The 23,653-nt window shown below is 58.4% G+C and carries 18 protein-coding genes and 1 pseudogene; 11 read left to right on the top strand and 8 right to left on the bottom strand.

Annotation, left to right across the window (positions count from 1 at the left end):
- Window positions 1-24 precede the first annotated feature (24 nt).
- Window positions 25-1,095 (bottom strand): glycosyltransferase family 2 protein, encoded by a 1,071-nt coding sequence (locus tag XI05_RS19445; RefSeq protein ID WP_271504667.1) that lies wholly within the window; start codon window positions 1,093-1,095, stop codon window positions 25-27.
- A gap of 468 nt (window positions 1,096-1,563) precedes the next feature.
- Here XI05_RS19445 and XI05_RS19450 point away from each other — a divergent pair, with 468 nt between their 5' ends.
- Window positions 1,564-1,842, top strand: a complete 279-nt coding sequence (locus XI05_RS19450; RefSeq protein WP_271504670.1) for a hypothetical protein — start codon at window positions 1,564-1,566, stop codon at window positions 1,840-1,842.
- A 138-nt stretch (window positions 1,843-1,980) separates the two neighbouring features.
- Here the strand turns inward: XI05_RS19450 and XI05_RS19455 are convergent, their stop codons facing one another.
- On the bottom strand, window positions 1,981-2,151 hold the full coding sequence (locus XI05_RS19455) for a hypothetical protein (protein ID WP_271504671.1): 171 nt from the start codon (window positions 2,149-2,151) through the stop codon (window positions 1,981-1,983).
- Between the two features lie 84 nt (window positions 2,152-2,235).
- Between XI05_RS19455 and XI05_RS19460 the strand changes: the two genes are divergently transcribed.
- The 5 genes from XI05_RS19460 to XI05_RS19480 all read left to right on the top strand — a co-directional run bounded on the left by XI05_RS19460 (window position 2,236) and on the right by XI05_RS19480 (window position 9,228).
- Window positions 2,236-3,219, top strand: a complete 984-nt coding sequence (locus tag XI05_RS19460) for an NAD-dependent epimerase/dehydratase family protein (RefSeq protein ID WP_271504674.1) — start codon at window positions 2,236-2,238, stop codon at window positions 3,217-3,219.
- Between the two features lie 647 nt (window positions 3,220-3,866).
- Window positions 3,867-6,281, top strand: a complete 2,415-nt coding sequence (locus XI05_RS19465) for a polysaccharide biosynthesis tyrosine autokinase (RefSeq protein ID WP_271504677.1) — start codon at window positions 3,867-3,869, stop codon at window positions 6,279-6,281.
- A 68-nt stretch (window positions 6,282-6,349) separates the two neighbouring features.
- Window positions 6,350-6,997: a hypothetical protein gene (locus tag XI05_RS19470; RefSeq protein ID WP_271504680.1), complete on the top strand. Its 648-nt coding sequence runs from the start codon at window positions 6,350-6,352 to the stop codon at window positions 6,995-6,997.
- Between the two features lie 217 nt (window positions 6,998-7,214).
- Window positions 7,215-8,546 (top strand): hypothetical protein, encoded by a 1,332-nt coding sequence (locus tag XI05_RS19475; protein WP_271504682.1) that lies wholly within the window; start codon window positions 7,215-7,217, stop codon window positions 8,544-8,546.
- A 10-nt stretch (window positions 8,547-8,556) separates the two neighbouring features.
- The gene (locus XI05_RS19480; RefSeq protein WP_271504685.1) at window positions 8,557-9,228 is read left to right on the top strand and encodes a hypothetical protein; all 672 of its coding nucleotides are present in this window, start codon (window positions 8,557-8,559) and stop codon (window positions 9,226-9,228) included.
- Window positions 9,229-9,916: 688 nt separating this feature from the next.
- Here XI05_RS19480 and XI05_RS19485 read toward each other — a convergent pair.
- Window positions 9,917-11,344, bottom strand: a complete 1,428-nt coding sequence (locus tag XI05_RS19485; protein ID WP_271504688.1) for an undecaprenyl-phosphate glucose phosphotransferase — start codon at window positions 11,342-11,344, stop codon at window positions 9,917-9,919.
- 577 nt (window positions 11,345-11,921) lie between these two features.
- Here XI05_RS19485 and XI05_RS19490 point away from each other — a divergent pair.
- The gene (locus XI05_RS19490; RefSeq protein ID WP_271504690.1) at window positions 11,922-12,659 is read left to right on the top strand and encodes a metallophosphoesterase; all 738 of its coding nucleotides are present in this window, start codon (window positions 11,922-11,924) and stop codon (window positions 12,657-12,659) included.
- A gap of 75 nt (window positions 12,660-12,734) precedes the next feature.
- Here the strand turns inward: XI05_RS19490 and XI05_RS19495 are convergent, their stop codons facing one another.
- Window positions 12,735-13,013 carry a hypothetical protein gene (locus XI05_RS19495; protein ID WP_271504693.1) on the bottom strand — a complete coding sequence of 93 codons (279 nt, stop codon included), beginning with the start codon at window positions 13,011-13,013 and terminating at the stop codon, window positions 12,735-12,737.
- A gap of 320 nt (window positions 13,014-13,333) precedes the next feature.
- On the opposite strand from XI05_RS19495, the gene XI05_RS19500 reads away from it, so the two are divergent.
- From XI05_RS19500 to XI05_RS19510, 3 genes are all read left to right on the top strand, one after another.
- A complete protein-coding gene (locus tag XI05_RS19500; RefSeq protein ID WP_271504696.1) occupies window positions 13,334-13,897 on the top strand; it encodes a hypothetical protein in 564 nt (187 codons plus the stop codon).
- A 720-nt stretch (window positions 13,898-14,617) separates the two neighbouring features.
- Entirely contained in the window at window positions 14,618-15,505 is an 888-nt protein-coding gene (locus XI05_RS19505; RefSeq protein WP_271504698.1) for a hypothetical protein, read from the top strand.
- Between the two features lie 1,510 nt (window positions 15,506-17,015).
- Window positions 17,016-17,171 carry a hypothetical protein gene (locus XI05_RS19510; RefSeq protein WP_271504701.1) on the top strand — a complete coding sequence of 52 codons (156 nt, stop codon included), beginning with the start codon at window positions 17,016-17,018 and terminating at the stop codon, window positions 17,169-17,171.
- A 36-nt stretch (window positions 17,172-17,207) separates the two neighbouring features.
- Here XI05_RS19510 and XI05_RS19515 read toward each other — a convergent pair whose 3' ends face one another.
- Window positions 17,208-17,363 (bottom strand): hypothetical protein, encoded by a 156-nt coding sequence (locus XI05_RS19515; protein WP_271504703.1) that lies wholly within the window; start codon window positions 17,361-17,363, stop codon window positions 17,208-17,210.
- Between the two features lie 2,606 nt (window positions 17,364-19,969).
- Here XI05_RS19515 and XI05_RS19530 point away from each other — a divergent pair.
- Window positions 19,970-20,143 (top strand): annotated as a pseudogene (locus XI05_RS19530) (transposase); the annotation flags it as partial.
- 113 nt (window positions 20,144-20,256) lie between these two features.
- Here XI05_RS19530 and XI05_RS19535 read toward each other — a convergent pair.
- The 3 genes from XI05_RS19535 to XI05_RS19545 form a co-directional block, all read right to left on the bottom strand.
- Window positions 20,257-20,691 (bottom strand): adenylate/guanylate cyclase domain-containing protein, encoded by a 435-nt coding sequence (locus XI05_RS19535; RefSeq protein WP_271504707.1) that lies wholly within the window; start codon window positions 20,689-20,691, stop codon window positions 20,257-20,259.
- Window positions 20,692-21,025: 334 nt separating this feature from the next.
- Window positions 21,026-21,154, bottom strand: coding sequence for a hypothetical protein (locus XI05_RS19540; RefSeq protein ID WP_271504709.1), 129 nt, complete (start codon window positions 21,152-21,154; stop codon window positions 21,026-21,028).
- 1,996 nt (window positions 21,155-23,150) lie between these two features.
- Window positions 23,151-23,438, bottom strand: a complete 288-nt coding sequence (locus XI05_RS19545; RefSeq protein ID WP_271504712.1) for a hypothetical protein — start codon at window positions 23,436-23,438, stop codon at window positions 23,151-23,153.
- Window positions 23,439-23,653: the final 215 nt, after the last annotated feature.

Below are 23,653 nucleotides of genomic sequence, written 5' to 3' on the forward strand. Positions count from 1 at the left end.
CGAAGTGTCCCGGCCCTGCCCTGATCATCGAGTGATGCGGAATCGGCCGAGCAACGCGCGTAACCATTTCGGCCGCTGGGCGGGCACGTAGCGCAAACTCACCAGGGCCCGACGGAAGTACTGCGGACTGACCAGGATGCAGAAGATCCAAGCCAGCAGCGATATGCGCTGCGATCTTGAGAAACCTTGCGGCGACGCAGCCGCCCCAAGCGCATCGACAGCGATGCTCAATGAACTATCCGCCGCGATTGGATGAAGGTCCGGCCGCAGCTTGAAGGACGCTATCCGCAAACAAAGAAATATCAAATTGCTCTTGAGCGCATCGGGCGCAACCGGCAGCTTCTCCATGCGCGCGACCTCGGAAAAGAACTTGTACCGCCTCCGCGTGAGGTCGATCTCTCTCGCAAAGCGGGTATCGTCGAGTTGAAGGAAAGCCCCGTGATTGAGGCCGTGCACGCGATAATCCGCCAACGGTTTGGTGATCGTCACGATCTCGCCACAGGCAGGAGCGGCCGCCAAAAGATAGCTGTCCGGAGCCCGATCAACGAAGTTGGACTCAAAGCCGAAGACACGCTCGACAAACCATTTCGGGTAGGCATTTCCTGACCCGGGCGGCGTCGGATAAGCGCCGGTGGTTGCCATCCACTTGCGGACATCCTCCGAGGAAGGGCAGGAGAAGTACTGCGGCAGGACATTTCCGGTCGGCTGCCCGTCGGCATCGATCACGCGCATCTGAAACTGATATTTGCTCGCGGCTTTGGACCAGACAGATACTATCTCCGTCATGACATCAGGATGCAAGGCATCGTCCGAGTCGAGAAATATGATGATATCGCCGGACGATCTGCGAAAGCCGTTCACACAGGAGGTCATCTGCCCGGCGTTCGCTTGGCTGATGATTGTGACTTCGCCTGCAAATTCGTTGATGACGTCGAGTGAATGGTCCGTCGACCCGTCATCGACGACGATCACCTCGACCTGCGGCCATCGTATGTTCAGCGCGCTGCGGATCGCGAATCCCACGTAAGCTGCGTAATTGTGGTTCGGAATGACGACCGAGAGGCGCGGCAGAATTGCCAGTTCGACGTCCGGCAACACAGCGTGTCTTGGTATCTCCTTCAACATTCGCCGCCTAGAATACTCTCGTTGTAAGTAGGTCGCACGACGGTCGACAGAACATCACAGTCGACGGACGTCATCCAATCCCCGAACGTGCAGCCTCTAGCACGTCTTTTCAAGCGCAAGGAAGAGGCAATTCTCCCCCTGCAAGCTCGGGAACCATTTCACCTGTCATTCTGTTGCCGCAACTGCAACTCTATCCTGCCGCCAACAATCGCGGCTTCATTCGAGAGCTGGCCCCAACCATCATGGATGTGCAGAGCAGTGAAGATGCATGATAACCGATCTAGGCCCGCAGACGGTTATGTGGCGATATGTGCAGCGATCGCTTCATCGCTCCTCGCAACGACGGCCGATGCTCAAACTTCCGGCTTCGGTCGTACATCTCCTCCGATGTATGGCGGCTCCGGCATTTCGACTCGGCCTTCGAGTTCGATTCGACCGATGGAAGGTACTTTCGCGCCAAACCACACGACAGTGGACGGAAAGCTTTGTATATCAGTCAACCCGTTGACGCATCCACAAGCCAACAACCCCAAGATCATCGAGCAGATTGTGCTGGTTCAAAACATTTGCGGTCAATCGATCAGGGTTCGGGTTTGCTACGCGGGAAGTTCCGATTGCGTGGTCGTTCCGCTCGCAGGCTACCAGAAGCTGCAACGCGTACTGGGGATTGCGGCCGGATCGACGAGCTTTCAATTTGAGTATCGCGAGCTCTATTGATGTCATTCAGACGAACATCCTCTGGTTGAACGCTCACAAGACATGTGCGCGTTGCCGCTTGAACCAAGCCACCGCATTCGGGATCGCCAAGATGGAACTGATGACTCCGCATTCGCACGCGCTGCCTAAACGATCTTGTTATCGCCGTATCAAAAACGCACGACTAACCAATTGCTGCCCCGATTTGGCCGCTTCATTGATATCCAGCAGCGAAAACGCTGGCGGGCGCGAGCGGGCGTGCAGCGCCTCAAGCGATCCCTTGTCTGGCGGGCACAACTCTTGCAACGACGGCTCGTGCAGTTCTTCCAATGCGCACACTCGATCACCAGCAAGCCTTGACCAAAGTTCGTCGCAGTTGATTCACCACGTTCACTCACGTTGACCCTCGCGCACATGTCCCATCCCACCCAGGCTATTGTATTCGGAGGCGCAGGCTTCATCGGTACACATCTGATGACGCGGATGCTCGCTTCCGGCCGCTACGACCGGATCGTCTCGGTGGATATCGGGAAGCCCAGGGCTCATGTCGAAGGCGTCGAATATGTCCATCACGATGTCCGTGAGCCAATCGAGCCGAAGCTCGGCGCCGGGGTGCCTTCCGACATCTTCAACCTGGCCGCGGTCCATGTCACCCCGGGTCATCCGGACGGAGACTATTATTACACAAACGTGCTAGGTGCGGTGCACGTCTGTCGATTTGCGAAAGAAACTGGCAGCCGGAATATCGTCTTTACCAGTTCGATATCGGTCTACGGTCCGACGGAGACCCCACTTACCGAAGATGCGACGCCGGTCCCGGTCAGTGCCTATGGACGTTCCAAACTCTCGGCCGAAGCAATCCATCGTCTGTGGCAGTCCGAGGACCCGGACAGGCGGTTGACCATCGTGCGCCCCGCCGTCATCTATGGGCGCTACGAGCGAGGCAATTTCACGCGATTGTCGAGGCTTCTCGAGAGGCGGGCCTTCGTCTATCCCGGCCGAACCGACACCATCAAGTCATGCGGCTACGTGAAGGACCTGGTCTCGTCGATGCTCTTCATGGCCTCTCGCAACGACAGCCTGTCGATCTACAATTTCTGCTATGAGCACCGTTACACCATCAGCGAGATTTGCTCCGCCTTTTCGCAAGCTGCCAAATACCCCACGCCGACAACGACGATCCCGGTGTGGCTCATGAATCTCGCCGTGCTTCCATTCGAGGTGCTGCAGGCTGTCGGGATCAAGACTGGCATCAATCGCGATCGGATCAAGAAGTTGTGGTTTTCTACGAACATTCTGCCGAAGCACCTGATCGCAAGCGGGTTCAAGTTCGACTACGATCTCGCAAGCTCGCTGGTGGATTGGAATCGGGAATCCTCCATCAAGGATTTTGATTGAGGTCTCGTGCTTGATCTTTCGAGTGCCCAATCGAGCGGAGATTCATCGGTTTGAACTCCAAAGCCGACCCTCGCCGCCATAGCGGATGCGCTGAGACCAGACTGGTTGCGTTCCGGCGTATCGGGCTTGGTCGTAACCGCGAGAGCGTGATCGCCTTGCCTGTGGCAGTTGCTCGATCCCCATGCTCGTCCGTCACACTCAGGCCGATATTGCATCGCAGAATTCGCAGCCGGTCGGGCGCTGTTCCACCGGGTCGGCACGCGGGAATCCTGGCAACCTGCCCAATTTGTGGGCGAACAATGATCTTCTCAGGCGGCGTAAATTGCGTCGGTCTAGAAAGTCGCTTTTTTTGGCAAAGTTGACGGAGATGGCATTATGACGTTTTGCGGCGAGCGGCACCGACAATGGCCCAGCAGGGTTGCTGAAACTTTCTCTGACAAGAACGTGCCGAACGATCCGACTAGGTGTTTCGCCGAGGCTTCGATGGCAATGGTCAACTCTCGAGCGTCGCGATCTCGATCACGCAGCCGGCATGTCGAATTCTGCCAACGTCCAACTTCTACACGGCAATTTGCAATTCACGAATTCATCGCGGCGGCAAGGCCAGCCTGATGCCGCATTCACAGAGATTTAGGTAGGCGGGCCGGATGCTTCAAAAGATCACATCTCGCGAGATTGAAACCGCTGCGCCAGAGACTCCATCGCTGGAGCAGACCGTCTCCTCTGCGCTTGCGCTGGTAAGCCGCCAGTATCCAGTGATGATTTTCACGCTGCTCCTGTGCATCTGTCTTGCCGGCGTTTACGTGTTCACGGCCCCGAAGCGATATACCGGAACGGCCATCCTGATGATCGACAGCCGCAAGATGCAAGGCCTGCAGACGCAAGCGCCCGCGAGCGGCGCAGACAACCCGATCGACTCGGCGATGGTCGACAGTCAGGTCGAACTTCTCAAGTCCGAAGCGATCGCCTCCAAAGTCATCAAGGACCTGAAACTTGCGGACTCATCAGACTTCATGAGCGACGGTGGCGGATTGCTCAGCAGCATAAGTACCGCGATTACCGGAATATTCTCCGAGCCCACCCCGCCCACGGAAGAGCAGATACTGCGCGCAGCACTCGCCCGCTTTGCGAGCGGCCTCAGCATCAAGCGCGTCGGCGTGAGCTATGTTATCGAGATATCCTTTCAGGCACTATCGCAGGAGCTGGCAGCGCGGATCGCCAATGCGGTCGCCGACGGCTATATCGTGGACTCGTTGGAATCGAAATATCAGGCCTCGAGACGGGCGGCGGTATGGCTGCAGGACCGATTGAAGGAACTGCGATCGCAGGCGTCTTCCGCTGAACGTACCGTTGCGGATTTCAAGGCCAAGAACAACATCGTCGACGCCGGCGGGCGACTGCTCACCGAGCAGCAACTCGCTGAAATCAACACTTCGCTGACGGCCGCGCGTAGCCAGCGTGCGGAGGCACAAGCCAAGCTCGAACGTATCACCGCGATCTTGAATGCGGACAGCGACGATTCCAAGGTCATTCTGAATGACCTGGCGACGGTGAGCGAGACGATGGCGAACCCGGTCATCACCAAATTGCGCCAGACCTATCTCGAGTACGCGGCCAAGCAGGCCGATTGGTCGAACCGGTATGGATCGACACATCTGGCGGTTGTCAATTTACGCAACCAGATGCGTGAAATCCGACGCTCGATCATTGACGAACTGCGACGCACGGCCGAGGTCTACAAGAGTGACCTTGAAATTGCCAAGGCGCGCGAAGAGTCCAGCCAGAAGAGCTTGAACGATACGATCGCGGTCTCGAATAATACCAGCCAGGCCCAGATCATCCTGAGAGATCTGGAAAGCAATGCTCAGAGCGCCCGCGCATTGTCTGACAACTTCCTACAACTGTACATGGTCTCGGTTCAGCAGCAGTCGTTCCCCATTACTGAAGCGAGGGTGATCAGCCAGGCCGCGTCGACTCTTCCCAACAAGACGTCCCCAAGAACGACACTCATCCTGCTTGCGGCGATCGTGGGCGGGTCCATTCTCGCAGCTCTCGTCGCAATCCTGCTTGATATGATGGATCGCGTGTTCCGTACCGTTTCGCAGGTCGAGCAGCTCGTGGATACCCGCTGTCTCGCTTCAATTCCAGTAATAGAACAGGGTGCCATTGAGGCGAGTTCCGCTCAATCGGGCAAAGCAACCTGGCGATTCGGCAAACGCGACAAGCTCAAACCGCAACGGGCCTCACCGAGTCACGGGGGATCCGGCACGACGTTGCCACTCCACGGGTCCGCGCCCGGGTTCAGCCACCAGCAGTCGCATCACGGCCGTCTGCTTTCAATTGAGGATAGCGTCGGGCGGCACGTGATCAATGCCCCGTTTTCACGCTTCGCAGAGGGATTTCGGTCGATCAAGCTAGCCAGCGATTTTGCGAATTTCGGTGCAGGGTCCAACAAGGTCCTGGGGATTACCTCCGCTCTTCCGAATGAGGGAAAGTCAACCGTCAGCGAAGCGCTGGCCCAGACCTTAGCGCAAAGCGGGTGCCGTACGCTGCTGATCGATGGCGACATCCGCAACCCAAGCCTCACTGCAAGGCTTACGCCGGCTGCGCAGGACGGCTTGATCCATGTCGTCATCGGTCAAGCCGACTGGCGGAACGTGGTCTGGATCGACCCGCAGACAAATCTACATTTTCTTCCCTGTGCCATCACATCCCGCTTCTCGAATTCGAGCGACCTGCTGGCCTCGCAACAGATGGAAGAGCTGTTCCAGCAACTACGGCAGCACTTTGATCGCATCGTCCTCGATCTTAGCCCGCTGGCGCCGGTGGTCGACGTTCGGGCGACCAGGGGCCTGGCTGATTCCTATATCCTCGTCATCGAATGGGCGAAGTCGAAAATCGATATCGTCGAGCGCGTGCTGGGCGAAACCCCGGTTGTGCGCGAGCGGATGCTCGGTGCGGTTCTTAACAAGGTGAACGTGTCGGTGATGAGCCGCTACGATACGTACGGCGCAGCCTACTATCGCAATCGATACTACAAGAGGTATGGCTACGTAGATTGACGACAGATGCTTGTCCGGAGCGGTGGGCAGCGCTTGCACGACTTTTGGCAGGGCCCTTGGATGCAAACATGAATGATTTGGCGCTAGCGCATGTTAGGTCAGCGCTTCTGATGGCGCACTCAGTTCTGCTCGGTGCTGGTCTCGTGATGACGGCGGCTCCCGGCCAAGCCGAGCCTGTGCGTCCGGGCATTCTGAACTGCGGGTCTGGCATCAGCGCCGAGCAGCGTCGACGTTGCGACGAAGAGGCGTTCAAACAGATAGAGTCCGGCAGCCAATCGACACAGCTTGAGGGCGGATGGCGACTGGTGAAAAGCAAAAATCCAGACGGCGGAGCCGATGCCATTTCGGTGATGCATGTCGTCGATAGTGCCAAGTCGGATACGCGCCTTGCTGGACTGAGCTTGCAGTGCGGGAAGGGTGGCATCGAAATTGTCCTCATTGTACTCGAGCCACTGTCGCGCTCGGCGCGACCGAACGTAGCCCTCGTAGCAGGAGAGAAGCGCGCGGAGTTCCAGGCATCCGTGGTCCAGGGCGGCGTGTCGCTCCTACTACCCGCCGACGCCTCGAAGCTTGCTGCAAGCGACTGGCAAACCGCAAACGAGCTTGTGGTTGAAATTGGGACCACACCGAGCGCGATCCGCGGCGCGGTGCCGATGGCCGGACTGGCGACGGCTCTGCGTTACTTGTCGCAGTACTGTTATGCTCGACAGTTTTAGCCGGTCACGGAACTGTCATGCCGGGTGAATCTCGCAAATCGATTGCATGTGACCAGTTGGCAAGCCGCGTTGTGATGATGCGTCATAGTGGCAACTATCCGGCCATCCATCACCGAGACGACGGTGATGTTGCATGCTCGGCTATGCAACACGAAATGATGTCCCGCTTGTGCAATGCTGCACTCCATTCCCGCTCCCACATCTCACGGTTCCTCGGTTGCTCATCGCTTCCTGGCTTTTGATTGCATTGCTGGCCGCGACTCCGATCTTGGCCATCACAAGCGGCTCCTTCGCACAGCATGTGATTTCACTTGCCGCTGCGATGATGATGGCCATGGTAATAAGAGGTCCGGAGGCGCAAATCGCATCGGCCGCGCAGTTGCTGAAGCAATTTCTCCTTATAATCTTGCTTCCGGTCGTCTGGATGGCGTTGCAAATCTTTCCGCTATCTGCTTCTTCGCTGGCGAACCCGATCTGGTCCGCGACTTCGATCGCATTGAATCAGCCATTGCTGCCCGGCCGCATCAGCGTTGATCCCGGCGCAACGTTGCAAAGCCTGTTCCTCTATCTGGTTAATGTGTCGCTCCTGGTGTCGACCGTCATCATCACCAGGGATCGTCGTACGGCCGAAACGATCCTGTTCGTCTTGAGCGCAGTGACGACCTTCATATCTGTCGAGTTCCTACTTGGCCGGCTAGATTCATTCGCCGGAATCATTCCCCCGACAGGCACGAGGAATCTCTTTCCGGCAGCAGCCGCTCTTGCGATATTGACAAATGGCGCGCTCGTCGCCCGGGCACTCGAACGCCACCTGCACCAGCAGAACATCCACAATCTGGCCTCGCCCCGACTGTGGGTCGGCGTTTTCTGTGGCCTATTAGGCATTGCAGTCGCATTCGCCGCACTTGCGGCCCTCAAACAACACACATTAGTGGTGGTTACTGGCTGCGGATTGATAGTCCTCGTGTTCATAGCCGCTGTCCGGCGCTTGGGATTTCGGTCTTGGCCTTCGGCGCTATTGCTCTTTGTCCTTGCAGCAATGACCAGCGCGATGGCTGTGCCGCACTCTCTATCCGGAGGCTTGGGCCTCCTTGGATTCGTCAGCCTCCCCCCGGAAGCAGCTTCGCCGGCAAAGCACCTGCTCTCTGATGCACCGACGTGGGGGAATGGTCTCGGAACCTTTAGGCTGACTTCGAGAGCCTATCAGGAGTTCGGCGCTGCGCTGGCGGACCCTCCCTCCACCGCAGTCTTGATGGCTGTCGAGGCGGGAAGATTGGCGAGCGCCATCCTGGCAGTCTTCGCCGCCCAGTTCTTCCTCGTTAGCTTTCGCGGCGCCGTTCGGCGAGGACGCGATTCCTTTTTTGCGGCCGCCGCGGCCGCCGCGGTGGTCGTTGTTCTGTGCGAGAGCTTTCTTGATTCAAGCCTCTCAAATCCCACCATTCAAGCGATCGTGGCGGTGATGGTCGGAGTTGGACTTGCGCAATCGATGGGACGGACCAGCGGCGCCCAACCACGCGGCGGCTCGGCGCGCGCCTTTACACTGAACTAATGCATCGAAAATGAGTTCATCGGGCATCTTTCGCATTCTCTTGATTGCGTTGACCGTGACGGTCGGATCCTATGCGATCGTGTCGGCCGTAGCGGAGGTGACGGCGCTGGGGCGGACAACATTTCCCGCAGATGCGGCCGAGATTGGGGCGCGATGGACTGGAGACGCGCCCTCATTGTTGGGAACGCGCTCGCCGTTTGGATCCGAGCTGGAGCGCAACCATGCCTTCATCGGCGCGCTGCAGACAATTGAGTCCGGTCAGCAAAGGTCCACGATCCTGCGATCAATAGCGCATACCGACGCTCTCAGCCGGGTCCGGCGGACGCTGTCGACCTCTCCTTACAATCCTGAGCTATGGCTTGCGCTGGCGCTGCTTCAGGTCCAGCGCGACCCGCACGATCCGGTCGTGGCCGAGGCCCTGAAGATGGCGTATTTCGTCGCACCAAACGACGCACGATTGATGCCGATGCGGATCGACATTGCGACCCGCTTCGACGCACTCGCCCTTCCCGATGTCAAGGACCTCGTAGGCAATGACGTTCGGCTCATCCTGATACGCCGACCAGGTTCGAGATCGACACTCGTGTCCGCTTATCGGAGGGCATCAAAACTGGGCAAGGGTTTCCTGGAAGATGCAGTTGAATCGATCGACCCGTCCTTCCTGGCGACACTGCGCAGTTGAACATCCGCTTCGCCTCGAACGCCGAGCGATCCTGCGCAAGGCGCTTCCTGCGGCTTTGCGCTCGCGCGATCCGACCGTAGTCGTACGGAGTCCACAAACGACGACATTATCGTAGCGATGTTGTACGGATTGACGAAGGAGCGCGTGAGATGATCGAGATCGAGTATCTCGGGAGCTCGTCGGCTGGAAGACGCCGGCCGACGCGCCAACCGGGTTGTGCACCCTTCCCTTCTGAGGTTCCGAGGGTTAATTTAACCCCATACTTGAACTTGCATTTCGGTGGGACTGGATGACGGTACTTGCCATATTAAGCATCTGGCTGCTGCTCAACGTTTTATTCGTGCTCATCGTGATTCCTCCCCGCGGGTCGCGATCGCGGCTCAACAGGTCAGGAACAATCCTTGCGCCGGCCCCGATCGAAAAGCATCAAGACCAGTTCGGTCACAACGAACAATTCTCCCTTCGCCACGCTCTCGGATCACTCGCAACGGGAGTCATTTTTGTCCTGATGCCCCGGCTACGGGAGACCGTCGTGCGGTTCTGGAACAGGATGCGTAGGCATAAGACCTAAGACTTGGTGATTGGGGCGACGCCTGATTCGAAGGCTCCAAAAGGAGCTCTCGCCTCAATCCGCATCTAGCTCAGCGCTATGAGTCTGCGCCGCGCCGTCACGGCCGCATGCGCTGACTTAGTACGCCTCCTGGGAAATGACGGTAGCTGCCGTGCGCGCCATGATTTTCAGGTCGAGCCAAATGCTCCAATTCCTTACATACCAAACGTCATACTCTACCCGCTTTTCCATCAGGTCGATAGTCGGCGTTTCGCCCCGGAAACCGTTAACCTGAGCCCAGCCTGTGAGGCCCGGCTTCATGTGGTGGCGGTATACGTAATTGCTGATGATCTCGTCGTAATAGTTGTCGTGGGCAAGCGCATGTGGGCGCGGTCCGACCAACGACATGTCGCCGCGCAGCACGTTCCAGAGCTGGGGCAACTCGTCAATGCTGGTCATCCGGAGGAAGCGCCCAATCCTCGTGACGCGCGCGTCCCTCTTGGTTGCCTGAGCAATCGAATGACCATTTTCGCACACGTACATGCTGCGAAATTTCCAGATGTCAAACGGCTTGCCGTTGAAGCCTCGGCGCGACTGCCGAAAGATCACGCTCCCAGGCGAATCCAGCTTGATCAGAATGGAGACGGTGATCAGCACCGGGGCCAGGGCCACTAGCGAAAACAACGCCAGACCGATGTCGAGGCAGCGCTTCTGGAGACGTTCAAACACACTGAGCGGTGGTCGCTGAATCTCGATTGCCACCGTGCCGCTGACCGGCAAGAACGGGCGCGATACCAGATCAGCGATCGAATTATCCGGCAGGAGACGGATCGGCTGTGGGACAGCGCGCAAGTGCAGTTCGAGTTGCTGCAACAATGGCAGCTCGTTCCAATCAACCGCCAACAGGTACTCCTCGACATCTGCTGCACGGGATTGGACAATGACGTCGCGGATTTGCCTCTCCCAGTCGGTCCCATGGCTGTTGGCGGGAAGCACGAAATGGCGAACCACGTCGAATCCGTTCTTGCGCAGGTCCTTGAAACGGCTCGAGGTGAAATCAAGCGGCTTCAGGCTGAGCAGGGCAACCTTGCGATCGACCAATCGACCCTTGGCAAAGCTCGTCCCGAGCACCCACTGCCACGCAAAGCGCAGGCTGAGCAACCCAACGCCGCCGACTCCGGTGAAGATGAGGAACGTGCCGCGGGACAGATTGTCCGACGATTTCAATAGAAACGCAGCAACCGCAAGGAGTGTCAGTGATACCAGCCAGATGATCACCGCTTTGCGCAATTGCCAGACCAGACTAAGCAAGCGGTGCGTTGCATACACACCCTGAAAATAGGCGATTGCAACGAACAGTGCGCTGACGATCAGTCCGGCACCAATGGGCGCTCCGTCTCCAGATGACGGCGTGGCGACTTTGTAGAGTTCCGACGCCAGCGCGTAGCAGAGCAAGATCAGCAAAACGTCGGCTGCGATGACGAGGAGCTGAAAAGGCTTCTGAAGAGCCGTGCCCCGTGCGGAGGACACATACGTGCTATCAGAGCTATAAGTGGCAACAACCATTCGATCCTCTACGTGTGGAGAGTGCCTGGCGGTCATTGTGATGCTGACGATTTACCGCTTCCCGAACGAAGAGTGTTAAGTGATCGCAGCGACATTGTGGCGCTGCATGCAAAACTTTTGCGATGCACGAATGACCTGTCGCGTCGAAATGAAGATCGACAATTCGACGCGCTGAAAATCTCGTCACAGTGCTCACATATCAGCGACGGCCTGCCGTATTTGGAATCAAGTTCCATACTGTAATGATGCTTTACAGCCACGCGACCGCGTCTTCGCTCATCTTTGAGGCCTGCCGCGAAGAGCGCGAGACACTTGCGGGAACATGCATGTTCTACCTGCGGATGCTTCACGAAATTTGCACTGAGGCATGCATCTTTGCCGCGCTACGCAGCTCAGCGCTGCAATTTCTTCTTGGAACCCGTCGCGACAGGAATGGCACCAAGTTCCGCCCTTCTTTTGGCGTGATCAAGCCGGAGAACGAGGACGCTACTCATCCACCGCACATTGTTCGCATCAGATGGGGAGTGCTCAGGTGCCGGACTTGGGGAAATGTCGACCACCTGATCGATTGTGCGCCATGATATCTTTCGCCCGACGACGTCGGTCAATCCACAAGCCGCACCTGCCGGAGGGAGTTCGCATCTATGCGATCTCGGATATTCACGGCTGTGCGCATCTGCTCCAGCCGATGTTGCGGGTGATCGACGCCGACGTTGCTCGCAGTCGCCCGTGCTATGCGATCGAGGTTTTCATGGGCGATTACATCGATCGCGGCCCGGATACGCGCGCCACCCTCGACATCCTGGTCGAGCGTAGTCGCCGGGGCAATGCGGTCTTCCTCAAGGGTAATCACGAGGCATTTCTGGTAAGCGTGTTCGAAGACCCTTCATTGTTCGAGGACTGGATTGCCGTCGGGGGGACCCAGACATTGATGTCTTACGGGCTCGCCCCGCCGGATCTGAAGCGCGACGAGCCGACATCGATCTTGCGTGATTTGATTCGCGCAATGCCGACTGAGCATTTGGAATTCCTGGACAATCTGCGACTGAGCTTCACGTGCGGGGATTTTTTCTTCGTGCACGCGGGCGTTCGACCGGGCGTGGCGCTATCCGAACAGCAGGAGAACGATCTTTTGTGGATTCGTAAGGAGTTCTTGGAGAGCAAAAAGCATTTTGGAAAATATGTCGTGCACGGTCACACGCCGGTGCGCAGCGCCGATGTACGAAATAATCGCGCCAACATCGACACGGGCGCCTATGTTACCGGCAATCTCACGCTAATGAGTATCCAGGGAAGCAGCATGCTCGCGGTGTGACATGGCGACAACCGCTTGCCACCGACGCGCGAGACGCCTTCCAAGTTTGGAATGGCCCGCAGTTCCAATCAACCTCTAGTTAAGCCGCAGCGCTCTCTCCCGCCGCATTCGCGTCCGGGCCATCCAGTCACTCCAGGCGCGTTCGTGCTTGACATAGAGCTCCACCCAACGTTCGCCATGCCTGGCCTCGCGGACGCGCGCCGCCTCCCCGAGCATGTCGGCACCGGCACGGGTGTCCGGCTTGTCCAGCGCTTCGAACTCGATCGTTTCCGAGATCGTCAGACCGACCAGCACGCGCTGCCCGGCGCCGTCCACGATATAGCGTCGCGGCGCATCGTTCTTGGGCTCACTCATTTCTTCATGTCCCATCAGGTTCAGTGTGAAGCTGGATGCCGCCATCGAATGGGACGGTGCCTAGAAGGCTCGCCGGGCGTGGCCGAACGTCGAGGTCGGAGCGGGCCGCGACGCCCGGCGCGAGGCGCCGCTGTATGAGTTCACAGCTCTTCGTTCGACGCGCCAAGCGCGCAGCGCGTATCCGAAAAGGAGGCCAGCGCCGAAAATGAAAGCGGAGACAAACGTAGAAGTCATGGGAGCGTCCTGGATCGTGCGCCTCCTATGAAGAGTGAGCAGTGTGTCGACATCATGGTTCTTGAGGAGTCAGGAGCGCCGAAAAAATGTTCAAGGTTCGGCCTGCTTTGCACGCATGCCGCGCGCGTGCCAAAGCGGCCGACCTCTTCCTGATCTCGTCTCGGCCGGTGGTGATCATCGAACACTCTCTATATGGCGACCACAATCCTAAGAGACGTCCTCGCAGCCGATGCATCCAGGCCCGTCGCGGTCGAGCCGACGCGCGCCGGCGAGACCATGCGCCCCTGCAACTGGAAATTCGGCGTCAGCCGGTGAGCCCATACCCTTGCAACCATCCGGAACCCGTCGCATTATCGCACATCGCATTTCATGAGGGATTCAATCCAATGAACTTCCGCGCCGTTGTTTCGTCCATTGCCCTGTCTGCTCTCGGCCTCACCCTGGCGACATCCGCCACCTCAGCCGCCGAGTTCGCGCTTGCCCCGGCACACCGGGCGGCCGCCGTCCAGGGCGGACTTGTGTTCTGGGACGACGTCTACCCGCCCGCGATCTATGGCCCGCAGCTGCGCTCCGTGGAGGAAGTCGCAGCCATGAAGGCACAGGCCCGGCCGGTGTCGGAGCGCTGGTGGGGATATTGGTACGTGCGCTAGACGCGCCGGAGCGATCGGCCGAGAGCCGAGCTTCGCTTAATCGTGAACCGCCGCCATGTGGGCAACCGCTGGCGGCGTTTTCATTTGGGGCCGCGCCATCTAGTCCCGACGGCTACTGACGCACTGCTTGCAACAGTCCGATGGACCACTTCGGTGCCTAAACGGCTCCGCAAATCACCTCAACTCGATCTCTCACGAGCGCCGGGCACCCCGCCAGCCGGAGCTGATCACGCTTCGTCTGTCTCAAAGCGCCGGGTCATTGTTTCGGGCGCGGAAAGGCCCCGCCGACGTTCAATTCCCTGGTAACAGGGAATATTACAGGGAATCCGCAGCGCAATCGCCGCCGCCGCAACGTAAGAAACGACAGAAACGCCTTTAAATACAAGCGTGTCGCGGCGGTCGGGGCCACCACAGAACAGGGAATTTTCGCTGAAGATCAGGGAGCGGGCGGCGCCCGAACAGGGAACGGCCGTAAGCGTCCATTGCTCCCGCACTTTTCCTGTGGTTCGGCAAGCACGATCCGTTCTCGCTGTGATTTGCAGATGAGGAGAACGGTCATCGCCCGCTCTGCTTTCATGGTGCAGAACGCGGCCGATCGATGCGTAGCAGCGGCCGCTCTGGACGCGTCCAAGACGACGATTCAGCGAGACGGACAAACGCCGGATTTTTGGTCAAGCTGGCCAAGACGGAGCGAGTACGGGCTGCGACAACCCCGCTGCTATGGCATTGCCGCGTTCTGCGACGGTAGAAGCCAGAGCGGGCGATGACCTTGCAGGCGGCACGCGGTCGCGATTTCTCGCGGCTTGGCTTCATGCCGCATCTCGCCTAGGTTCGTTTCAAGGCGAAACCGCCTCGGCCGGCACCCTTCGTTCGATAGGGCTTATCCGGCCGCGACGTCGTTCGGCCGATCCACTTGCTTCTTCGAGCCGCCGCACTAGGCGCCTTCAATACCTCAGCTTCGATGCTTGGCTGGAGCACGCATTTGGACGCGAGGTTCGCTTTCAGCAAGCACCTTGGTACTTCGATCCCGAGCATGATTGGTGGGATCCGCCGGCGCTTGAAGCCGTATCTTATCTCACTCGACTGTTTGAAGACCCGGAGCCAGCGTTACAGGGATTTGCCGACAGCCAAATCGCGCAGGGCCTAACCTACCTTGTGAATACCAACGCCGCCGGCGATCGCCGGTGGCTCTGTTCAACTGACGTTCCGGTCGAAGGTCGTGTTCGCTGCGTCCGGTCTGTCGCTGCTCTATTTGCCAAATTGTTCGAGCCTCGTTGCGAGCCTCGCCTGTCTCACCTCAGCCACGCCGCGAGCAAAGCACTCAACGGTGTTTGCTATATGTGGTGGGATGCGTTTCCGAGCTTGGCTCTTGCCGGCGACCCCGACCTGCCAACGCTCCACGATTGCGCGCTGCAAACCATGGACCGCATCCTTCAGCTTGAATCGATCGCCTGTCAGGAAAGTGCTCTACACGGCCTTGGACACTGGCACCGCGACTACAGCAATAAGGTCAGCCACATCATCGATCGCTTCTGCGAGGTGCATTCCGGGATCGACCCGCGCCTGTCGGCCTATGCCCAATCGGCTCGGTGCGGATGCGTCCTGTGATCCGCGGGCGGCGGGGCGCCATGGTTGCGTCCCGCCCCGGCGTTGAGTGCATCATCGCGACCTCAGAAAGAGGCGCCGCATAGCCCAAAATTGGGCCTGCGTACTCATGATCGACTTGCCGGCTGATGTCCCGCTCAAGCTCCAACAGCAGTCGAAGTGTGGGCATCTCCCGAGCGCGAGCACTGGTCGAAGGATAAGGGCCTAGAAATCCGAGATGGTCAATACGCCGACGTTGGCATGAAGTCGCAATCGAGCGACCTCTAGTTTACGAGCTTGCGATTGCTGGCAATCCTATCTTCGTTTGCAGCGAGCAGATCGTAATCGTCTGCAAGTCTAAGGTAGATCCCACGCAGCCCCTCATCTGACGTACATAACGCTATGGTTCGGTACTCCTCGGCTACGTGCCGATGCCGGGCGGCTTCCGCCATGTAATCCATGCCCATCGCAAGCTCCCAACCGACCATCCCTCGCGGTCCGAGGAGACCGTTGCGATAGATCAATGAGCAGGCCCCATCATCGGCCGGCGTGTATGGGCCGGACATTGGCTCGAGCTGCACTCGATGTGCGGCTGCTAGAAGGAAAAGGCTCGCTTCCGGAGTAGACCACATCGGCCCCAGCCTGGAGGTTTTTCCGGATCGAAAAACGAGCTGGGACCGAGAGGTCTGCCGCTGTCTAGTTGGCAAACACAGCTTCATCCCAAGAAATCGTCCACTTGGGATTCAACTTTGTGAATCCGACTCCATGGAATACTCAGCCCGTGGGGGAACGAGCTGGCAACAGGTCGTGCGAAGGACGTCACGCAAGACCGACAGTCGAACTGAGAGCAGGCACGATGGCTTCTAGCCGCCCTGGCGCGGTCGCAAGCCATGGGCAAGGGGCGGCTAGCGCTTCCTGCCAGTGGGCTTGCCTCGGCGGCGGCGCTTCTTCGGCTTAGACCTTGTTGGTTTTTCGCTCTGTTCAGCCGCGAGAACTCGGGCTCGGATTTCCTCTAATTCAACCAGTGCAGAAACGATGCTCTGAAGACGTTCGCGAATTGCTGCAGCAGGAATCACCGCTCGACCGCGGGTGCTCATGGACGCCCCCAACTTGTTCTTCTTTGGGGCCGCCGTTGGCACCCGCTCGGAGTCTTCCTTTTTGGGCGAACCTGGTCGTTAACAAATTTAAACGACGACTACCGCGTCCCAGCCAGCTCGAGTTGTTCCCGGAGGGAACACTGCAGCATCCTGCCAACCGCGCATTCTCGATACCTGCGACCCCAGCGCATCCAAGATCCAAAGCTGCATCGTTGCCTCACTGGAAGAGGCTGCATCCGGAGCACGTGCGGTACTTGCGATAGATCAATGAACAACCAGGCCGCTAGCCGCCCGGCGATCGATCGGGAACTTTAGCGTGCACGTGCGGCGCATTCACGGCCGCGTGTACGAAGCCATTTGAGGCGTCCAACGAAGCGAAGCTGAAACAATGCAGTCCGATGCTGTGATGATCGTAACGCCTGTTGAGGGAGGGTCAAATGCGTAGCCTGGTTTTCGGTGCGGCCCTGCTGGCGCTGGCAGCCATCGGGTGTTCCACGTTTATTTCGGCTGCCCTTTCCGCGGCACGGGATGCAAAAGCGGCAACGTTCTCCGAACGATTCGCGCCAGCAATGAAGGTTCCCTCAAGCAGCTAGTCCCACCAGCGTGAACCGGCGAGCGGATTGCGAGCCTCAATGGCGGGATTTGTCTTCTCGCTTGAGAAGCTCAAGTCGTCGCTCTAGCTCTTCCTTCTTCGCCAAAAGCCTCTTGGCCAGAATATCATTGACGACGGTGTGAAGTTGCCAGAGCTCTTCAAGAGCCATGCTCTCGAAAGGCTTCCGTTCCATGAATCCCCCGACTCACATGTCGCCAAGGCTAGCGCGAAACAGGAATTAGAGCCACTTTTCCCGGCGGGATGTGGCGAAAGAGGTGCCGACCTGCTTATTGCGCCAGAACTTCGCAAGCCTCAGCGAGGTTTAAGTAGCTGTCGCGGGCCACCTAGCCCTTCATGATCTCGGCGAGTACCCGGCACTCTTCGGCCGATCTCTGAGCCGTTTAGCATGCGCAGCATGATCCATTCGGCAATGCTAGCACTCAGCCCTACATCCTTGTGTCGCAAACGACACACAAGAGCACTTCCATGGGGGCCGATCTACGACCTTAATCGGTATAAGCGCGTGGTCGCTCGGTTTCTGCAGTCTCGTTTGAAGCCAAGCAACGTCGCGCCCGTTCGATCTGTGCGTCAGTAGCGCCATGATTGCGTGCGTACTTCTCGGCCACTGGTGCCGAATATCTCGCGACGTAGTATCTGACCTCGCTGCACGAGATGCGCCCCGTCGGCCTGTGGTGACGCGAAGCGAGGGCTTCGGACCCCACCGAGATCAGCAACAAAGCAACAATAGCCCCGGCCCGTACGATCATTCTCCCCGCCCCCATCTATTTGTCTGGTTCGTTAGCAGAGAGCAGGCCTGAATCGCGCACGCGACGCAAATTAACAATCGTGCACCGATCCAAAGAGCTGTGCGACTGTTGCTCCAATGCTTCGGTGCTGCGCGCGTACCGGATAGTGAGGTCGCGGTCGAGCGATCTGGCGCGAGCTTCCCAGAAAGCGGAAGTGGCAAGTTCGATCATCGCACTGAACGGCTCTACGAGCTCGCAATAGCTTATCTCCGCCGAAGCACTCGCCTTCTACGACGGGCTTTGGGGATACGGCTGGTGCTCGCAATCGTTCTCGCCTGAGCGGCTCGTAGGCGACGCCGGAGAGTCTGCAGTTCTCGAAACAGTGCGAGCAGTCCCTCGACCCGCTCGCCCAGCATAGTCGAACAATTGTAAACCCGACCTCGATTACTCATTACTGCCCAAACCATGATTGTTGAAAGCAATAGGCGGTCGACAACGGGAAAAATATGCAATCCAGGGTAGGAACATACAACCGATAAATGACGACGGTATTAACCCATAAATGACGACCGTATTAAAATGGGGCCATGCAAAGGTCCCTACACCGTTGTCACAGCGCATTCCTTTCGCTTGTCTTTCGGGTCGTCTTCGTTCCGCAAGTTCGGCCTGTTCGGCAAAGCTACAGGCTTGGTACCGCAGCATTCACGCGCGCCCCGATCTCTCAGGCTGGTGGTCCATTCTGCCCTTTACTCGCGCGACGGCTGCTAGCAGGGGTGACGCTCGTATCGCTTGGGTAGCCCTTCGATCCACGGCTCTCGTACCAGTGCTGAGTGCGCCGGCTGTTAAGGGTTGGTTTAGCTCCCGGCGCGATCATGGCGACCGCAAGGGACCCGAGCATGCAATTGCACCATGCGAATACCTTGGAAAGGATCGTGACCGTCGCCAATCACGGCAATGGCGCGGTCGCGGCACGGCCCGTCACTTTCGACCAATCGGATTTCTCGACCTCTACGCGAGATGAGGTCCTGGCGTTACTGGCACCAAGCGGACCCTCAAAATCAACCATTTGGCTCGTCGTGGTCGCTTTGGCTGGGGGCTTCGGATTGGGCTGGGTTGGTGCTTGGTATGGTCCTGCAGCTCTCTCGGCTCTCAGCCCGACTGCTCAGGTAGAAACAGCTTCGCGCCGCATGCCGGACACAAAGTCAGGCGGTAAGGCCGAAAGCGCCCGAAAGATTGCGGCAGCATCGGCCTCGCGAACAGCGCCTGCTTTGGCGCAACCCTCGACAGTCATCGCGAGCGTTGCTGCGAGGCCTCTGGCCACAACCGCAAGTGGGGCGCAATCCGCGGAAACGTCGAACCCAGCTTCTTCGGCTGGCGGCGCGGACGCGGCTGTGACTGGCTCGCTCACGCCGGCGGGGCCGCTCCTGTCGGCGGCCGAGACAAGACCAACGACCATTGCAGGTTGGGCCGTGCTGGACGTTCGCGGGGGAACGGCGGTGCTGGAAGGGCCCGACGGAATTCGGATGGCCGCACGCGGTGACGTGGTCCCTGGCATCGGGCGAATTGACTCTATCGTGCGCTGGGGGAATCGCTGGATAGTTGCCACAGCCAGCGGATTGATCTCGACGCCCTAGGCGGACGTTGGGCGCGAACATCTGGACAGGCCAACTCTGACAACCATGCTCGCACCTCCCGGAGAATGTCCGTAGTCGGGACTTTACGCCAAAGCGATTGACAAACAGCCAGGAGGTTGCGCGCAGCCGCGGTATGCAGGTTGCGTCGAGACACCCCATCGAAATTCGGCAAACGTTGGCTCGCGAACGGCCGGGCGCCGACTGAAGGCAACTAGTCTAGTACATCGCTGCTCAGTCTGTCTAATTGGCAGGACTGAAGATCATGATGGGACATCGGCAAGTCGAACAGGCTGCGTTGTTCTATGAGTTCTCGCTCGAACGGCATATCCCGGCCGACCACTTGCTCCGGTCGATCGATAGATTTGTCGACCTTGAACAGGTCAGGCAGGAGCTTGCGCCTTTCTACAGTAGTATAGGCCGACCGAAAGAAGATCGAGATGCTGTTCGCGCACCTCAAACGCATTCTCAAGCTCGATCGCCTGCGACTAAGAGGCCCGAACGGCGCGCGTGATGAGTTCACCCTCGCAGCCACCGCTCAGAACCTTCGCAAGACGGCCAAGTTAATCCCGATGCAAATCCCCAGGTCCGCATAGCGGAGAACCCAAGCGCTGGGCTGCTTCGGAGCTGGCGCCAATACATCGGACTACTGCCGCCTTTTTCAACGAAATCGGCCAGAAGCAGACCTCTATGGGGCTGCAGTGAAAACCTAGCTAAAACTAGCCCCTATGCGCTCTGCAAACAAACCCCATCGACCGGGGAGTCCCTTGAGCTCATGTACTCCCCGTTCATCGAACTTCAATCCCGCCCCGGCGACGAGATCGGTGACGACGCGCGATACCATCACTTCCTCGGCCCCGCATTTTGCCATAACGCGGGCCGCTGCGTGGACCGCGATCCCGCCGATATCGCCGCCTCTGACCTCGATCTCTCCGGTATGGAGACCCAAGCGCAACGACAAGCCGATCTGCTTGGCGGCTCCCGCAAATGTCAGCGCGCAACGCACCGCCCGGCCGGGTCCATCAAAGGTCGCGAGAATGCCGTCACCTGTGGTCTTGATTAAATTCCCGCGGTGCTTATCCACAATCTGTTTCGCCAGTTGGTCGTGATTGTCCAGTAGCCGACGCCAGACTTGATTGCCCATCTCCGCGCCGGGGGCATTCACCTTTGTACCTTCATTCGCATATGTGAATCTCGTCGGGAGAAAGTGGCAGTGTCTCTTTAATGGAGCTAACCTTGTGCGATACGTGAGTCGGGGGGATTCATGGATCGGAAGCCTCTTGAGAGCATGTCTCTCGAAGAGCTGTGGCGACTCCACACCGTCGTAAATAATATTCTGGCGGAGAGGCTTGCGGCGAAGAAGCAAGAGCTAGAACGACGACTGGAGCTGCTCAACCGAGAAGGCAAAGCTCCCCATTAAGGCGGTCGCAATCGGCTCGCCGGTTCACGCTGGCGGACCTAGCCAGCTGGGAGAGCCTTCATTGCTGGCGCGAACCGTTCTGAGAATGTTGCGGCCTTTGCATCCCGCGCGGCACAGCCGAAATAAACGTGGAGCATCCGATGGTCGCCAGCGTCAGGAAGGCCGTACCGAAAATCAGGCTACGCATTTGAGCCTCCCGCAATGGTCGTTACCATCAGAGTATCGGATTGCTCGCCTCGAAATAGCACGCTGCCGGGCTCGAAATACCTGTCCCGGCAGTGTGTTATTCTCAAACTGAGCGCTGAAATCCCAGTTGGCTTCGATTAAGCAAACGCCGTGCCATGGAGCGGCACGAAGACAGCAAAACGGCCTCAAGCAGTTCCGGGGCTGGCTCGGATGCTGAGGCCGTTCGGCGCAGCCCGCAATTAGGCGCGCGTTTCCAAATTTTTCCGATCGTCGCAGTTTTTGCAAGGAATAATTGGACTAACTGTACAGTATTTTCTCGAACGGAAACGCGCCGAACGAATCCGTACTGTTCAAGTTGTGGCAGGGTAGGCACGTCTCAACTACCGAATTGCGGCGGCTGTGCAACACTACCAGTCGTGGGTGTGGAGGAAGGCCCGCCGGTTCACGCTGGCGGGCCCTTCAGTTTTAAGCGCTTCGACTTTCCAGGCTTTCCTGTCGGCAGCGGCCGCTTGCAAGTTATCTCGCACGGATTACTATACAACCTGACTTAGAGTTTTTCGTTCGAGTCTACCATTGCCCTCAAGTATTAAAGCGATCGTTTCGGCTTATGTGCGTTTGAATAATCGGCAAGCCTTGGAGGCTATGCGAGACCTTCGGCGCCAGTTGCTCGAACAGCTAAAGTCCACATCAGATGTGAACCCGGCCCACTCTCAAGATGCTTTAGTTGAGGATCTGCGAGTGATCGAGGATGGACTGGAGCAGCTGGTGCCGCCCCGAAACAACTGAGGCAGTGACAAGCCGTCCCCCGGTTCGCTCTTGCGGGCCTTGTCATTTTCTCGGATTGCCCTATGCCCTTTGGGGTGCCGGCCAGGTCCCTAGTGGGCTAAGCTGAATTTCGCAATGGCTTAATTTCGAAACGTCAGGAACGATCGGCCATGGCACGGGTTGGACCCAATGGCCCCAGACTATCGAACGGTCCCAGACTTTCGACACCTACAGCTCGTATGTGAACGACAAGCCGTTATCACTAGCAATCACGAAACACGTAAAGCTTTTGAAGAGATGGCCGACGAATATCGCAAGATGGCTGAGTTGCTAGAGCACAAACTACAGGAACGACGCGACTGAGGCCTGAGGTTGGCGCGGGGCGTGAGCGATTTTGCTCAGATCAGACCCTCCGGTTATGCAAGCGTGACCACACCGGGGTTTTGCAAACCTACCCGGGACTGGGAAGCCGCTGCCCGCGACACGGATTAAGTGGGTGGCGTTTTTTCCATGAGTAAGCCGGCTAGCTGGCGGCTCCATTTCACGCTGGCGGGCCTCCTGCTTCCGACCTCGGCGGGGTGTCCTTGGCTTGAATTGGTCTGGGAGGGCCGCCCGCCAAAAGCTCACGGCTTTCTGCGATGATTTCGCGAGACCGAGCCGCCACTGCACGAAGTAACTCGAGCTCGTGGTGAAAGTCCTGAACGGTCTTTTGGGCCGCGTTGACGATAGCGGTGCGCGTTGGATTGCTCTTGGTGCATCTCGCGAGTGCGCTAGCAGTCTAACCCAATTTTTGCCCTTTCGTTTCTCTTTAGATTATTTGTACTGAGTGAAGTATCTGACGAGGAACGACTCTCCAGCCGGAAGAATTGAGATTTCGGTCTGTGGCGCGACACTCCAGGTGTTGCGACATCCACCCGGGACGGCCCGTCGTCCGAACGCGCGTTTGGCGATGGGTCGGTTCTCGCGTCCGTTAGTTTTCCGAGGTTTGGTCTGTATTGATCAGCACGTCACGATAGGGCGTGGAACACTATTTCCCCGTCAACAGGGGAAAGCCTCATGACCAACCTTCAAAAGCAAATTGAACTGCTGGAGCAGCAAGGAAATGACGCAGAAATGCTGCCCGCGTCAGATCCAGCCACGCGAGCGCGCAACCGACTAGTTGCTGACAAGTATCGCTGGCTTGCAGTCGAGTTGCGGTGCAAGGTGATAGCTGTCGCGAGCTTAAGGCGGCCTCAGTTGGCGGCCCCTTTCACGCCTGTGATGGCAAGCCGTGGGTTGCCTCGATCGAAGTCAGGCCGCACGTCAGCACCGCGGGCCCCGCAGCCCTGACAGACGAACTGTAGTTCGATATCAGACAGCCGCATCTCATCCGGCCAGCGATCGGCGTCTAGAGCAATGTGACGACCGCAGTGGCAATAAACGAGCACGCCGCGGACGCCCATGCTGCGCATCGCGCCGAACGTGATCTTGAGCGGACGGCCGTCTGCGTGCGTTGGTGTGTGGCGTTTCGGGCGAGGCATGCCGCCATCGAAGCGCGCCGCTCGCGAGAGTCAAATTATCGATTCCTGGTGGCTTGGAACGAGCGCGAGCTACTGCGGGTCGTCGGTGTGGAGAACTGCCGTGCGACAGTTCTCGGCGGCGCTGGTGTCTCCGCACTAGGGTGAACGGGCAGCGCGCGAGCCGGTTAGGCCGTCCCATTGGTTTACAATTCCGGTGAAAAATCTTGCCACCGCGA

The sequence above is a fragment of the Bradyrhizobium sp. CCBAU 11357 genome, assembly GCF_028128865.1.
Classification (GTDB): domain Bacteria; phylum Pseudomonadota; class Alphaproteobacteria; order Rhizobiales; family Xanthobacteraceae; genus Bradyrhizobium.